This window comes from Enterobacter sp. C4G1 (assembly GCF_052886895.1).
The window spans coordinates 667,588-682,182 of sequence record NZ_JBQVVV010000002.1 but is presented as its reverse complement, the minus strand read 5'-3'; the positions used below and the strand labels follow the sequence as shown (position 1 = coordinate 682,182).

Below are 14,595 nucleotides of genomic sequence, written 5' to 3'. Positions count from 1 at the left end.
TGTGTGAATAGTCATTTTCATTTTTGCTGGTTTTTCACTAATCACGCAAGCGCTAAAGTGATTTCAACGCAAGCGAAAGCCCCTTCAACCGTTTTTGCTGGCATCTACCCCACATAACAGAAGGTGAATCACATGAATAAAAATCTCTCAGGTAAAATTGCACTGGTCACTGGCGGTAGCACAGGTATTGGTCTGGCCACCGCACAGGAGCTGGCAGCACAGGGCGCAAAAGTTTATATCACTGGCCGCCGTCAGGCAGAACTGGATGCGGCGACCGCCGAAATTGGTGCCGCTGCGGTGGGTATCCGTGCTGACGTTTCAAAATTGTCTGACCTCGACCTGGTGTATGCGCAGATTGCCAAAGAGGCTGGCCGCCTTGATATCCTGTTCGCCAACGCCGGTGGTGGTGACATGCTGCCGTTAGGCGCCATCACTGAAGAGCAGTTTGACAGAATATTTGGCACTAACGTGCGTGGCATGCTGTTTACCGTGCAAAAAGCGCTGCCGCTGCTCTCAACCGGCTCGTCCATCATTCTGACAGGCTCTACAGTGTCGATTAAAGGTACGGCAAACTTCAGCGTCTACAGCGCCAGTAAAGCGGCCGTGCGTAACTTTGCCCGCTCGTGGGCGCTGGATCTGCAAGGCCGTGGGATCCGCGTCAATGTGGTGAGCCCTGGCCCAATCAAAACGCCTGGCCTTGGCGATTTAGTTCCGGAAGAACACCGCCAGGGCTTGTACGATGCACTTGCCGCGCAAGTTCCGTTGGGTCGCTTAGGTGCGCCTGGGGAAGTGGGTAAAGCGGTGGCGTTTTTGGCCTCTGATGCCGCCAGCTTTATCAATGCCACTGAACTGTTTGTCGACGGCGGTATGGCCCAGATTTAAGGCTGGTAAAGCACCGTTAAATCGCCGCCCATGCGGCGATTTTGTTGTGGATGACTGGCATCGCGCAGTGAAGGCGTGACGCTGTCACATTTTGTCAGGGTGCAGTAAAGCGCAAGCCAGTCCACATTGTGGTTATCATGCTGCAAAACCCAGTTTGCCAGGCGTTGCAGGGCGTATTGGTTTTCAGGTAACAGGTCAACTCTGTTGGCCTGCGCAAAGCTTGAGATCATGACCAGCGGTTGCAGGGCGTAATTGTGGTACGCCGCCGCCCGCTCGCGGCGTTTACGTTCGTTGGGTAAGGTGCCATCCGCTTCAATCTGCCCGGCGGCGATGCGGTACTCTTTTACCGACCAGTTAAATAAATCCTGCCTGTTTAACGCCACTGACGCGGCCATCACTGACCAGGCGGCCCAGTAGCTGTGGTTATTGGTTTTGGCCAACGGCAGCCCGTCCCAGTCCTGCACAACCTTGTCGGCCAGCAAGGCTAACCAGCGTTCAATATCTGCATTCTCTTTTAACGGCGAACCGGGCATAAATTTCAGTTCAACCCAGCCGGTGGCAAGGGTTGCCAGCGCCCATTTACGCATCGACCGCCCGGTATGGTTGGTGTGGGCAGAGGTCAGGGCGTTGGCGTCAGCCCACTGTTTAAAGCCGCTCAGGATACAATCCCGCGTTTTCGCATCACCGGTGTATTTATAGCGCCAGATCATCTGCGAAATGCCGCGTTCAAAATCGGTTATCGGTTTGGTTTCGTCACGAAAGGCTTTTTCAGCTTCAGGATTGAGCGTGGCGCGGGCACTGTCAGATCCTTCGTATTTGCTACGAAACACCAGATCTGCGGTGTAAGGCGCAGGGAGCGTGACACAGTTACCTTGCCCGGTGTGGGGTAACGGTTTGGCAAAACCCGGCGGCGGCACAAGCTGTGCCGCACAGGTATAAACGGGTAAACAGGCCAGAAAAAGAACAATTCGCATCAGGTGACTTTACGCCAGCAACGCACTGCGCGTCCATCGGCGGCGGGTTGCAACGACTGCGGCACCTGGCAACCTTCGGTAGCCAGTGGACAGCGATCGCGAAAATAGCAGCCTGCAGGAAGATGCCGGTTACCTGGCAGCTCCGTTTTTCGCAGCGCCAGGCTGTCATCCAGCGGTTCGCCGGTTTTGGGGACGGAATCGAGCAACAGCTGGGTGTACGGGTGGCGCGGCTGACTCAGCACCTGCCGGGCAGGGCCTAACTCGACAATTTGCCCCAGATACATCACCGCTACCCGGTCGCTCATATGCCGCACGACGGAGACATTATGCGAAATCAGCACATAGGTGAGATTGCGTTGCTGTTGTAGTTTTACCAGCAGATTCAGGATCTGCGCCTGGACGGAAATGTCCAGCGCGCTGGTGGGTTCATCCAGTACGATGATATCGGGATCGGATGATAGCGCACGGGCAATGGCGATGCGCTGGCGCTGCCCGCCGGAAAACGCATGTGGCAGTCTGTCGAGATATTCCGCGCGAATGCCCACCTGTTGGGCCAGGTTTTCCGCAAGCTGTCGGCGTTCGCGCTCGCTGCTGCGTTTTTGTACCCAAACGGGCTCGGTAATAATGCGCCAGACCGGCAGGCGCGGGTCGAGAGACGAGAGCGGATCCTGAAACACCATCTGCATCCCGCTGGCGCTGTTGGGCCGGTGACAATCTCCTGTGCTTGGTCTGAGCATCCCCATCAGTAACTGTGCCAGAGTGCTTTTCCCGCAGCCGGACTCCCCGACAATGCCCAGCGTTTCGCCTTTGTGGATTTTCAGATCCATCCCGTTGAGAGCGTGAACCTGTTCCGTTACGCGGCCCAACCAGTTTTTACGGGCCGGGAAATTCACGTGTACATGGGCCAGTTCGAGCAAAATGTCAGACATGGCGTTCCTCCAGTTGTGGATACCAGCACGCTGCCAGCTGGCCCTGCGCGCCATTTGGCGTTAAACGTGGCGTGTCGGTGCATTTTGCTCCCGCGGCAAAACAGCGTTCACGGAAAGCACAGCCCTGCGGTAAACGGGTCAGATTCGGCACCGTACCGGGAATGGCAGGCAGCATGTCGCGCGGTTCACCGTTTTCCGGCGCACACTGCAACAGCCCAATGGAATACGGATGAACCGGGTGGTGGATAATCGTCTGGGTGGTTCCGCTCTCAATGACGCTGCCGGCGTACATCACATACAGACGATCGCAGAGCTGCGACACCACCGCCATATCATGACTGATAAACAGCACTGACGTGCCGCTGGCGCGGGCTTTATGCTTAAGCAACCGCAACACCTGCAATTGTACGGTTACGTCCAGCGCGGTAGTGGGTTCATCGGCAATAATCAGCTCTGGCTCGCAGGAAAAGGCAAGGGCAATCATCACCCTCTGGCGCATCCCGCCGGAAAGCTCGAACGGATAACGATCCATCACTTCGCCTGCATCCGGGATTTGCATCTCTTCCAGCAGCGAAATGGCTTTCTTCTGCGCGTCGCGGCGCGAAAGGGGCTGGTGCTGGCGGATAACCTCCACCATCTGCTTGCCAATGCGCCGTGTAGGGTTGAGCGCCGTCATCGGCTCCTGGAATATCATCGCCACTTTTGCCCCGCGCCACTGGCGAAGCTGCTTTTCCGAAGCGTTCAGCACATCTTCACCCAGCAGTGTCACCTGCCCGTGGTGAACGTGATAGCTCCCCTCCGGCAATAGCCGCATGGTCAGCATCGCCGTCACCGATTTCCCGGAACCGGACTCGCCCACCACGCCGACAATTTCGCCGCGTTTGATCTCAAGCGACACATGGTTTAACGCGTGGACTTCACCGCGAAACACCGGGAAGCTGAGGTGTAAATCGTCAATGGATAAAACTGACTCGCTCATCACTGTTTCGCTCCTGATTTCGGGTCAAGCAGATCGCGGATACCGTCGCCAAACAGGTTGAAGCCCACGGCGGTGATCAGAATGGCCGCACCGGGAAACGCGCAGTACCACCACTGGTCGAGGACATAGTTACGGCCCACAGCCACCATCGCCCCCCATTCCGCCGTGGGTTGCTGGGCACCTAAACCAATGAACCCCAGCGTGGCCGCCATCAGGATCGCGCTGCCAATATCCAGCGAGGCCTGGACAATCAGCGGCGGCAGGGCGTTACGCAGGATATGCCAGCTGATCAGATGCCAGCGCGATGCGCCAAACGTTCGCGCAGCCTGCACATAGGTAAACTGGCGCACCACCAGCGTCAGCCCGCGTGCCAGGCGTACGTAAAACGGTATGCGCACAATCGCAATAGCCAGCATGGCATTAAACAGGCTGGGGCCAAGTGCCGCCGCCAGCGCCATGGTCAGGACCAGGGAAGGGATCGACAGCATGATATCCATCACCCGCATGATGATGGCGTCTCCGCGTCCACCCAGCACCCCGGATAAACAGCCCAGCAGCGAACCAATCCCGCCGGCAATCACCACCACGGCAAGCCCGGCAGTGATTGACTGCTGGCTTCCCACCAGCACGCGGCTGAACAGATCGCGGCCCACTTCATCGGTGCCAAACCAGTGTAGCGCCGAAGGTGCCTGTAACCGTGCGGTCAGATCCAGGGCATTAGGATCGTGAGGCACAAGCCACGGCGAGGTGAGCATTAACGCCAGCATCAGGAACATAATCATTCCGCCAATCATCGTTAGCGGGCTTTTACGCAGCAACCAGAACAGTTTTGCCCAGTCGATGCGCGGTTTGTTGCTTTTAACGGGGACGGGCGTTTCCTGGGTTAACATCATTCGGCACCTCCGCGCCCGATGCGGGGATCAATCCACAGATAGAGAAGATCAACCACCAGATTCACGAAAACGTAAGCCAGCGACACCACTACGGCAAAGCCCATCACGGCGGGGAAGTCGAGCGCCTGGATAGAGGTTACTACCCATGCGCCCATACCCGGCCAGGCAAAGACGGTTTCGGTTAATACTGCGCCATAGAGCAGGTCGCCAAGGGCCAGACCAAGCACGGTGATGGATGGGATCATCGCGTTGGGTAAGGCGTAACGTAAAACGATGTACCATCCCGGTAACCCGCTTGCGCGGGCAGTTCGAATGTAATCCTCGCTCAGCTGTTCCAGCATGGCGGAACGCACCTGGCGCGCCACGATTCCCAGATGCACGAATGCCAGGGTCAGCGAGGGTAAAATCAGGTGTTGCAGGGCATTAAAAAAGACCTCGCCGTTGCCTTCGAGCAGCGCGTCCACCAGATAAAACCCGGTTACGTGTGCGGGCGGGTCGAGCCAGTCGTCCAGCCTGCCACCACCGGGCAGGATTTGCAGATGCCCGTAGAACAGCACGATGACACCAAGCCCGAGCCAGAATGCCGGGGTTGAGATCCCGGTCATCGCCATCAGGCGCACCAGATGGTCGAGCCAGCGGTTACGGTAAACCGCCGATAAAATCCCCAGCGGCACACCGATAACCAGCGCCAGTAGTAAGGAGCAAAATGCCAGCTCAAGGGTAGCAGGGAAGAAGGCTTTTAAATCTTCCGCTACCGGGCGACCAGTGCGGATAGACGTCCCCAAATCGCCGTGTACAAGGGCATCCACATAGCGACCGAACTGGATATAGAGCGGTTGATCCAGCCCAAGCTGCTGACGAATACCCTGCACAATTTCGTCGCTGGCGCGGTCACCGGCCAGCAGGCGAGCCGGATCGCCGGGGATCAGGTGCGAAATGATAAAAGTGATGATACAGACACCCGCCACTACCAGGAGTAATCCCCAGCAGCGCTGGCGCACAATGCTCCAGAACGTCATATGCTTCTCCCCGGTCCGGACAGTTACTTGCTCATGGTGTCGATGTTGAACACCTGCTCAAGCATCGGGTTAAAGGTGAAGCCTTTCACCTCTTTGTTCATCGCCAGCTGGTAGTTCTTCTGGAACAGATACACATAGGCGGCCTCGTCGATCACAATCTTTTGCGCCTGCTGGTAATCTTTGGTGCGTTCCGCCTGGTCGGTGGTTTTCAGCGCTGCCTGCAACAAGGAATCGACCTCTTTGTTCTCATAGAACGAGCGGTTACCTGGCAGCCCTTTTTTGTCCGACTCAAACCAGTAGTTCATGAACATGTACGGGTCGGCGAAGTCAGGGCTCCAGTTGCCGATAGCAATGTCGTAATCGCCTTTTCCGACGCGGTCACGCATGGTGGCATTAGCCAGTTTTTCCAGTTTGACGTTAATCCCGAGCTTACCGAGGCTGGCCTGGGTGGACAGGGCGATAGGCTCCCAGTTCGGATCGTTATCGGAATAGAGGAAGGTCAGGCTGGCCGGTTTGTCTTTAACCTTCTCCAGCGCGTCTTTGGCTTTGGCTTCATCAAAGCTGTACTGCATGGCAGTTGCGTCAAAGCCCCACATGCCGTCCGGGATTGGGCCGCGCATCTGCTTACCATTCCCGCTAAGGATGCCTTTCACCATGCCCTGATAATCCGTCGCCCAGGAGACAGCACGACGCAAATCCACCTGGTTCAGCGGCGCTTTGCTGTTATTGAGGTACAGATAGGTCACGCGCAGAGAGGGGTATTCCGCGACAGCCACTTTGCCTTCCTGCTTCAGGGCGGAAAGCTGATCTACCGGCAAGGAATCGGCGATATCCAGATCGCCGCGAGAGAGTTGCAGGCGACGCGATGCGCTCTCACCGATAATCTTCACTGAGACTCGCTTAAAGTGCGGTTTATTTCCCGGCCAGTGCGGGTTCGGCACCAGCACCAGTTGCTGACCTTTTTGCCAGCTTTTCAGCATAAACGGCCCGGAGCCTGCGGTGTTTTGCGCCAGGAAGCCGCGCGCATCATCGGTGGCATTGGCTTTAAGTACGGCAGGGTTAATGATCGACGCCCCGTCGTTCGCCAGGGTATACAGGAATGGCGCAAACGGCTGGCTTAAGGTGAATTTCACGGTGTGCTCATCCACCACATCCACTTTTAAATCTTTCGGGAAGGCTTCAGACGGCCCCTGGCTCAATTTCAGCAGACGCTCAAAGGAGAGCTTGACCGCTTCGGCAGTGACTGGCGTTCCGTCGGAAAATTTTGCGTTATCCGTCAGGGTGAAAGTCCACTCTTTCTGGTCGTCGGAGGCTTTCCAGCCGGTCGACAGATCGCCTTCAACCTCGGTGGTTCCGGGTTTGTATTTCACCAGACGCTGATATGACGGATAGGTCACGGTCCAGTCGTTGTTATCAATGGTTACTGCAGGATCAAGCGTTTGCGGGTCGGCAGCTTTACCGATCACCAGCATATCTTTTGGCACTGCAGCCAGCACTGCGGGGGCGCTCATGGCCAGTGTAGCGGCGATCAAAGTGGTCAGAATCGTTGTTTTCATAGCAAAGCTCCAGATTTAAAGGGATGTGTGCGTCAACGGAAAACAGTCAAAACGATCGTCAAGAAGGGGGTAGCTGGCCGCATTCGGTAGCTCAAAGTGCCACCATTCGCTGCTGATCCCCACAAAGCCGCCGCCAAACATAATGGCGTTGAGCAGCAGGCGGTTACGCTGTGCCTGCGGTGGCACAGAAGGGTGATAGGGGTGTGAGCGGTCATGCATTTCGTCAAACCCGGCTCCCATATCCATTATGTTGTCGTGCTCGTCCATCAGGGTGACGTCGATGGCGGTGCCGCGGCTGTGGTTAGAGCCAATGGCCACGTCAACCACGTATTCCGGGTCCGGGCATGCGTCCCAGAGTTGCGCCTGAGCCTGCTGTGGCCGGTAGGCGTCGTACACCACCAGTTTCAGCCCGGCGAGCGTGGCGATGCTGATCGCCTTCGCCAGCGCGGTAGTGGCATCGGGATGTAGCAGGCACAAGGCTTCCCGATAGATAGGGTGGCCGGTAATGTTGTCGGCCGTCGCGTATTTGAGATCGATATGCAGCGTGGGGAAGGTTTTCGCCACATCAACCAGTTGACACTCTTCGGGCATAGCTCCGCTCCTTTAGCGTTCGAATTGACCAAACTCTTGTTGTAATTGTCGGTTGACTGCCAGACGCGCCGGGAGCGCATCACCCAGCGCTTCCACCACGCCCGACAGCAGCAGGTTGAACAAACAGCTCACCGGTGCCAGCGAATCCCAGAAATGACCGGTATCGGTTTTCACCTGGAGCAGATCGACAGGATAATCCCGCGCCCACGGGCACCAGATGTCGGTAATAAGCGCCATGGGAATGTTCTTTTCACTCGCCACGCGGCAGTACTGACGGGCGATGGCAGAATAGGCGCGGGTATCGGTGAGCACGATATAGGGGTGCGCAAACCCGGAGTTCAGTGACTCAACCCAACTGCCGGATAACCCTTCCGAATAGCTGACGCGCGGGCGCAGATATTCCAGATGGCTGAAGAAGGCGTTGGCTATCCCGCGCGTAGACTGGATCCCCAGCACGAATACGGCATCAGCATGGGTTAAACGGTGAACGACCTGTTTAAAGGTGTCACTTTGCGCCAGCTGATAAACCTGGGTAATGGCGTCCACTTCGAGCGATAACGAATGCTGAACGCGGTCAGAGAGCGGGCGCTGCTGTTGCCAGGAGTCGAGGCGATCGTTCATTCCCCAGGGCTGATAAGGATCGCGCAGACTTTTTTTGGCGTCTTCCAGATTGCGATAGCCGAGCTTACGCAGGAAGCGGCCCACGGTGATCCCGCTGGTACCGGTCGCCAGGGCAACGCTTTCCGCTGTTTCGAACGGGATTTGCGCACCATGCGCCAGCATCCAGCTCGCCACGCGTTTTTCACTTGGCGTGAGCTGGCTGAAGGTCGCTTCAATGCGGCTCATCATCTCTGGTTTTATCGTCATGCCGCCTCGCTGTTAATAGGCTGTCAAACGCCGGGTTGTTGTTATCTGATTAACAATGCACGGCGCGTGCCATGTTCGCATGGCGTGATTTTCCGCCTGCGCTGCAAAGTTAATGCAATATTTGCTTAACCAATGATCAACATTTGTGCAGCGTAGTTCACTTTTGGTGCAGTGAGCGGAGGGCAGGGTATGATTTTGGTGAATACGTCAGTGCCTTCACATTTTTGTTAAGATAAAAGGAATTGTGAAAAGGAAAAGGATATCGGCATGGCTAACCTGCCGTGGCGCATCAGTATGCGTCTGATGGTTCTTGCAAAGAAAATTGCGCTGGTGATCGGCGTGGTGCTGATTGTACTGCTCGCGATCCGCATTTATGCTTCGCAAAAAGGGCCGGCGCTGCACGTATGGCATACCTGGACTGCAGATGAGATGTCGGTCGCAGAGATTGACCACGCCAGCTTTGCGCAATACCTCACCCGGGAAAACGCCATATTTAGTGAACTGCGCAGTCAGGTGACGGACAAAACCGAGGTGAGCGAACGTACGCCGCTTAACCGTTTTTACCGTCACAGCCTGGTGTGGCCCGGTCAGTTCTCGCCTGACGCTAACCGTTCGTTTGTATTGATGCCCGCCGGGAAGCCGCGCGGGGCCGTGGTGCTGCTGCATGGGCTGACGGATTCACCCTATAGCGTCCGGCATCTTGCGGTTGATTACCAGCAGCGGGGATTTGTGGCGGTCGCCCCACGCCTGCCAGGGCACGGAACTGCGCCGGGCGCGCTCACCGATGTGGAGTGGGAAACCTGGCTTGCCGTAACGCGTCTTGCGGTGAGGGAGGCGACACGTCTGGCGGGTGATAATGTGCCGCTGCATCTGGTGGGATATTCCAACGGCGGGGCGCTGGTCATGAAATATGCGCTCGATAGTCTGGATTCCCCGCAGCTTCGTAAGCCGCAGCAGCTGGTATTACTTTCCCCGATGATAGGCGTCACGGCGTTTGCGCGTTTTGCCGGTCTTGCCGGTTTACCCGCGATGCTCCCGGCATTTGCTAAAGCAGCATGGCTGAATATCGCCCCGGAGTATAACCCCTATAAATACAATTCATTCCCGGTTAATGCTGCCCGTCAGTCCTGGTTACTTACCCAGGCGCTGCAACAACAGCTCAGCCGCGACGCAAGAGAGAACAGGCTAGTCTCATTACCACCTGTCATGGCATTTCAGTCAGTGATGGATTCAACGGTCAGTACCCGGGCTGTGGTCACCGAGCTGTTCGACCAGCTCCCTGCAAACGGCAGCGAACTGGTGATGTTTGATATTAACCAGGCCGCCATTTTCCGTCCGCTGTTCAGGGCGTCGTCGTGGACGGCTGTCTCTGAGCTGCTGCCCGCTGCCGCAAGGCGTTACAGTGTCACAATTATTACAAACGCCAGCGCCCACTCGTTCGACACCATTGCCAGAACCACACCAGCCGGAAGCCTGGAGGCACAGGTTGTGCCCTTGACCACACCGTATCCGCAGGATGTGTACTCACTGTCGCATATCGCGGTGCCATTCCCGCCCGATGATTCGCTGTACGGCAGCCGTCCGAAGGTGAAAAACCAGTATGGTATCAGTCTGGGAACCGTTTCGTTGTGGGGGGAGACATCGGTGCTGAGCGTTGGCAAAGATACGCTGATGCGGGTCACATCGAATCCTTTTTATGACTATATGCAGGAGCGGATCGACAGGCATATTGGTGGGATATCGAATCCAGGAGAGACAAAATAAATGTCACAGGAGATTTTTATGTGCAGTCACCAAACATTATGTCATTACACCGATTTGACAGGGCTGACAGGAATTATTGGGTCTGGCGCATTCTGGGCGACAAATCTCTCATTCCTGAATGATAAGTCAGAACTCCTTCACGGCCTGAACTGTGCAAAAAAAGCTCTGCAACTGATGCCGTCACCAGTGTATTTTGACGAGTGGGATCAGGATGTTACCGCTGCGATCGAACAGCTTGAAGATCAGGTGATTGACGATATCTTTACGGTCAGCTTTTGCCGAAATGCAGACCTGCTAAGCCAGTGGCGTGGTTACAGCGGGAAAGCCCAAGGGGTATCGCTAGTTTTCGATCAGCAACTGCTGATGGAGATGTTTGAAAGTTTTATTAAGCGCGAGATTACATTCCTTAATAAAACCATTCCCGTAGAGAAATTTTACCTCATACAAAATGAGGTTACCTATACAGAGCCGGAGCAAACGCCTGAGTTCAAAGAAAAAATCCAGACCTACATCGATGAATATGAAACGTATGAGCAGGCAATTATCCCTGATGATGCAAACCAGTCTGGATATATCCAGCATATGATTTCGCAGGTTGCGCCCTTCTTCAAACACCGTGGTTTTCGCGAAGAAGAAGAGTACCGTATCGTGATAAGAAACAGTTTTGGCAGTGACAAAATTCAATTCAGAAATAACGGTAAAACCATTATTCCTTACATCCCCGTCACGTTGGCGGACGTAAAGAAAGACACCGAGGAAGAAGAAAAGAAAAAGAAGATAACATTGCCGTTACGAGAGATAAAAGTTGGGCCGTGCGAAGACTTTATGCAGGTCAAAAAGGGAATAGAGCTGCTGCTCAGGGTTAACGGTTACTTGGGCGTCAAAATCACCCCATCATCTATCCCTTACCGGGGATAAAAAGCCACCTTCAGGTGACGTATGGCGTTGATCTCGGCATCGGGATCGGTGCCTTTACGTATCAATTTCACTTATACTTAACCGGGAAAATCTTAAAACAATTTATAGAAGTAATATAATTAGTCGACATTTAGAAATTATGCTAAACAAGAGGTTACAGGCGTAAAAATCACATCGGGAACAGTTTCTGTGCTTACTACACTCATTTATCGAAGCCAGTTAAATTCATCCTGTAAATCTACTCAGCTTAGCGCTCTGGTAAAGAAAGCCAGACATCGTAATGCGTTGCTGAACATCACCGGGATTTTGCTGTTCGATGGACAGAACATTCTGCAAATTCTGGAAGGCGCTGAAGAGGACGTCGTTAAGCTATTTCATCGGATCCGTGACGATAAACGGCACAATGATGTGGTTGAGTTGATGCGGGACTACGGTCCGCGCAGACGCTTCGAAAATGTCGGTATGTTGCTTTTTGATCTGCGCATTGAATCCCCCAGTGCGGTGCTGGAATCGGTCCTGCATTACAGCAAACTGGAAAACTATCTGGCATCTGATGATCGGGTGTTTAAATTTATCCAGTCGTTTATTACCAGGAAAAAAACCGCACATTCAGGCGCTGCGTTAAATGCCGATAAATGGACACTCGCAAAAGAAAATACCCGTTTTGGCGGGAGTGTTGGCGTGCCGATTGCCAATCAAGTTTGCCAGTTTGCGTTGCAACCGATTGTTGAACCTGGCGAAGGTAAAATCTCCTCACTTGAAGCCCTGATCCGCAGTAATGACGGCGGAAGTCCGGAGCATTTCTTTAAGACCCTCGATCAGGATAAAGTCTATGAAGTGGACCTACAGACCAAGACGTATGCATTCGCGCTGGCCGAAAAAATTGGCATTGGCGGCCATAAAATAGCAGTTAACCTTCTGCCCATGTCGCTGGTGAATGTGCCGGGTGCGGTGGAATTTTTGGTGGATCAAATCAAGCTTCACGGACTCCAGCCCGAGCAGGTGGTTATCGAGGTTACGGAAAACGAGATGATCTCCGGCTTTAATCAGTTTAACAGCGCTATAAAACAGCTGCGTGCCGAAGGTATTGGCTTAGCGATTGATGATTTTGGCTCCGGCTATGCCGGGCTTTCTCTGTTGACCCGGTTCCAGCCCGACAAGATCAAGATCGACCGGGAGATCGTCAGCAATATTCATTTAAGTGGCCCGAAGCAGGCGATTGTGAAATCGATTGTCAGTTGCTGTACCGATATGGAAATTTCGCTGGTGGCGGAAGGGATCGAGAAGATAGAAGAATGGTGCTGGTTAGAGTCTGCCGGTATCCGACGTTTCCAGGGATTCTTGTTTGCGCGGCCTCAGCTTAATGGTGTCGGTGATATCCACTGGCCGCAGGTTTCCTGTTAATTCATTAGCCGACAAACAGATTAATTTTGGATACTAAAATAAATGCTTTTCCCGCACGTTTTTATAGATAACTGATTGATATTAAACAGAGCGATGGTCTGGTGACTTTACTTAATAATACAATAATTTTAATTAAATAATGTTATGAATAAGCCGATAACCATAGGTAATGTCTATCCCTAAGGTATCTGCCCATGTCGTTGAAAAAATCGTCCCTCTTTATACTGTTCTCCCTGCTGTTTTTCTTTGTAGCCAGCACGTTCACAAGCGTCGGGCTTATCATTAAAAGTAATAACTCACTGGATGATGTGAACAAAGAAATCCAGGTCGTGCTGTCCATTATTGACCCCATCAACCATAGCCGTACTTTGCGTGTAAGGGTTATGGAGTATGTGAAAATGGTGGAAGCAGGGGATTCAGCCGATCAGGCTGAGAAGCTGTCGTCTGTTAAAGCGGCGCTGGGCAAAGCCGATAGCGCCTTTGCCGCTTTTATGGCCGCACCGCGTCTGCAAGATGAAACCCCACTGGTGAGCGCGTATCAGGAAGCCTGGCAAAACTACCGTAATCAGGGGCTGGAGCCGCTGATTGACGCCGCGCAAGCGCATGATGTGACGAAATTCAACGCACTCATCACCACGGTTTCTCAGCTCGACCGTAAATACGAAATCGTGCTTGATCAGGTACTGTCGGTTCACCAGAAATACGCCAAAAGCCTGAATGAAGATGCGAGCAGTAATTTTGTTTCTGGTCTCTGGCTTATCGCTACATTTGCGATTCTGTTTGTGGCGGTGATTATTGCGGTCAGCCTGCTGATGAAACGCTTTATTTTTGCGCCAGTAAACCTGGCCCGTGAACACTGTAGTCAGATTGCCGCCGGTGAGTTGACTCACGCTGTCCCGGTGAAAGCCAACTCCAGCAATGAAATTGACAACCTGATGGGCTCGATGGAGCAGATGCGCCTCGCGCTGCTTGATACCATCTCTCAGGTTCGCGACGCCAGCCATACGGTAACCCATGCCGCGCAGGAAATTGCTTCCGGGAATATTGATCTTGCTTCACGTACCGAGCAACAAGCTTCCGCCCTGACACAGACCGCCGCCAGTATGGAAGAGCTGAGTGCGACCGTGGCCAATAACACTGAAAACGTGAATCAGGCGGGCAAGCTGGTGCAGGATGCAGTGAAAAACGCCCATACCGGTGAAGCCGTAACGCGTGAAGTTATCGAGACGATGAACACCATTGCGGCCAACTCGAAACGTATTGAAGATATTACCAGCGTCATTAACAGTATCGCATTCCAGACCAACATCCTGGCGCTGAATGCGGCGGTTGAAGCGGCTCGCGCCGGAACGCAGGGACGCGGATTTGCGGTTGTCGCCAGTGAAGTCCGCACACTTGCCCAGAAGAGTGCGGTTGCTGCGAAAGATATCGAAAGCCTGATCGCCCAGTCGGTCGCCAGCGTTAAGAATGGCGCAGAGCTGGTGCACCGCTCAGGTGACGTGATTGACTCGATTATCACGTCGGTTAATAAAGTAAATACGCTGATGGAGCAGATTTCAGTTGCTTCTGAAGAGCAGAGCCGGGGTATTGGCCAGGTGGGCCAGGCGGTGACCGAGATGGATGGCGTCACGCAGCAAAACGCCGCGCTGGTGCAGGAGTCTGCAGCCGCTGCCGCGTCTCTGGAAGAGCAGGCGCAACATCTGTCGCATAGTATTTCAAGCTTTAGCCTGCCTGCGCGGGCGTAACTCTCCTGTCGGGGGGAGCGATCCCCCTGAACACACCCTCAGATATTTTTTCATTTTTTTAGCAATATTCTTCT

The 14,595-nt window shown here is 54.1% G+C and carries 13 protein-coding genes; 5 read left to right on the top strand and 8 right to left on the bottom strand.

The window, feature by feature from the left end; genetic code table 11:
• The first annotated feature begins 132 nt into the window (after positions 1 to 132).
• Entirely contained in the window at positions 133 to 882 is a 750-nt protein-coding gene (locus ACT9TW_RS17190; RefSeq protein WP_446493164.1) for an SDR family oxidoreductase, read from the top strand.
• On the opposite strand, the gene ACT9TW_RS17185 is transcribed toward ACT9TW_RS17190, so the two are convergent.
• Genes ACT9TW_RS17185 through ACT9TW_RS17150 form a run of 8 tightly spaced genes read right to left on the bottom strand, consistent with a single transcriptional unit; the run spans position 879 to position 8,690 of the window.
• Complete coding sequence (locus ACT9TW_RS17185) at positions 879 to 1,856, bottom strand: mannuronate-specific alginate lyase (protein WP_446493163.1); 978 nt, start codon at positions 1,854 to 1,856, stop codon at positions 879 to 881. The two genes, ACT9TW_RS17190 and ACT9TW_RS17185, sit on opposite strands and share 4 nt — an antisense overlap.
• The gene (locus tag ACT9TW_RS17180; RefSeq protein WP_446493162.1) at positions 1,856 to 2,785 is read right to left on the bottom strand and encodes an oligopeptide/dipeptide ABC transporter ATP-binding protein; all 930 of its coding nucleotides are present in this window, start codon (positions 2,783 to 2,785) and stop codon (positions 1,856 to 1,858) included. Before ACT9TW_RS17180 ends, ACT9TW_RS17185 begins: the two co-directional genes overlap by 1 nt.
• The gene (locus tag ACT9TW_RS17175; RefSeq protein ID WP_446493161.1) at positions 2,778 to 3,764 is read right to left on the bottom strand and encodes an ABC transporter ATP-binding protein; all 987 of its coding nucleotides are present in this window, start codon (positions 3,762 to 3,764) and stop codon (positions 2,778 to 2,780) included. The genes ACT9TW_RS17180 and ACT9TW_RS17175 overlap by 8 nt, the downstream gene beginning before the upstream one ends.
• Positions 3,764 to 4,657: a D,D-dipeptide ABC transporter permease gene (gene ddpC, locus ACT9TW_RS17170; RefSeq protein WP_446493160.1), complete on the bottom strand. Its 894-nt coding sequence runs from the start codon at positions 4,655 to 4,657 to the stop codon at positions 3,764 to 3,766. The genes ACT9TW_RS17175 and ddpC overlap by 1 nt, the downstream gene beginning before the upstream one ends.
• The gene (locus tag ACT9TW_RS17165) at positions 4,654 to 5,676 is read right to left on the bottom strand and encodes an ABC transporter permease (RefSeq protein WP_446493159.1); all 1,023 of its coding nucleotides are present in this window, start codon (positions 5,674 to 5,676) and stop codon (positions 4,654 to 4,656) included. The genes ddpC and ACT9TW_RS17165 overlap by 4 nt, the downstream gene beginning before the upstream one ends.
• A gap of 23 nt (positions 5,677 to 5,699) precedes the next feature.
• Positions 5,700 to 7,232, bottom strand: coding sequence for an ABC transporter substrate-binding protein (locus ACT9TW_RS17160; RefSeq protein ID WP_446493158.1), 1,533 nt, complete (start codon positions 7,230 to 7,232; stop codon positions 5,700 to 5,702).
• A gap of 15 nt (positions 7,233 to 7,247) precedes the next feature.
• Complete coding sequence (gene ddpX / locus ACT9TW_RS17155; protein ID WP_446493157.1) at positions 7,248 to 7,823, bottom strand: D-alanyl-D-alanine dipeptidase; 576 nt, start codon at positions 7,821 to 7,823, stop codon at positions 7,248 to 7,250.
• 12 nt (positions 7,824 to 7,835) lie between these two features.
• A complete protein-coding gene (locus tag ACT9TW_RS17150) occupies positions 7,836 to 8,690 on the bottom strand; it encodes a MurR/RpiR family transcriptional regulator (RefSeq protein ID WP_182061159.1) in 855 nt (284 codons plus the stop codon).
• Between the two features lie 267 nt (positions 8,691 to 8,957).
• Here ACT9TW_RS17150 and ACT9TW_RS17145 point away from each other — a divergent pair, with 267 nt between their 5' ends.
• The 4 genes from ACT9TW_RS17145 (at position 8,958) to ACT9TW_RS17130 (ending at position 14,521) form a co-directional block, all read left to right on the top strand.
• On the top strand, positions 8,958 to 10,454 hold the full coding sequence (locus tag ACT9TW_RS17145; protein ID WP_446493156.1) for an alpha/beta hydrolase: 1,497 nt from the start codon (positions 8,958 to 8,960) through the stop codon (positions 10,452 to 10,454).
• Complete coding sequence (locus ACT9TW_RS17140) at positions 10,455 to 11,372, top strand: DUF2971 domain-containing protein (RefSeq protein WP_446493155.1); 918 nt, start codon at positions 10,455 to 10,457, stop codon at positions 11,370 to 11,372.
• A gap of 189 nt (positions 11,373 to 11,561) precedes the next feature.
• A complete protein-coding gene (locus tag ACT9TW_RS17135; protein ID WP_446493154.1) occupies positions 11,562 to 12,776 on the top strand; it encodes a diguanylate phosphodiesterase in 1,215 nt (404 codons plus the stop codon).
• Positions 12,777 to 12,970: 194 nt separating this feature from the next.
• Positions 12,971 to 14,521 (top strand): methyl-accepting chemotaxis protein, encoded by a 1,551-nt coding sequence (locus tag ACT9TW_RS17130; protein WP_446493153.1) that lies wholly within the window; start codon positions 12,971 to 12,973, stop codon positions 14,519 to 14,521.
• Positions 14,522 to 14,595: the final 74 nt, after the last annotated feature.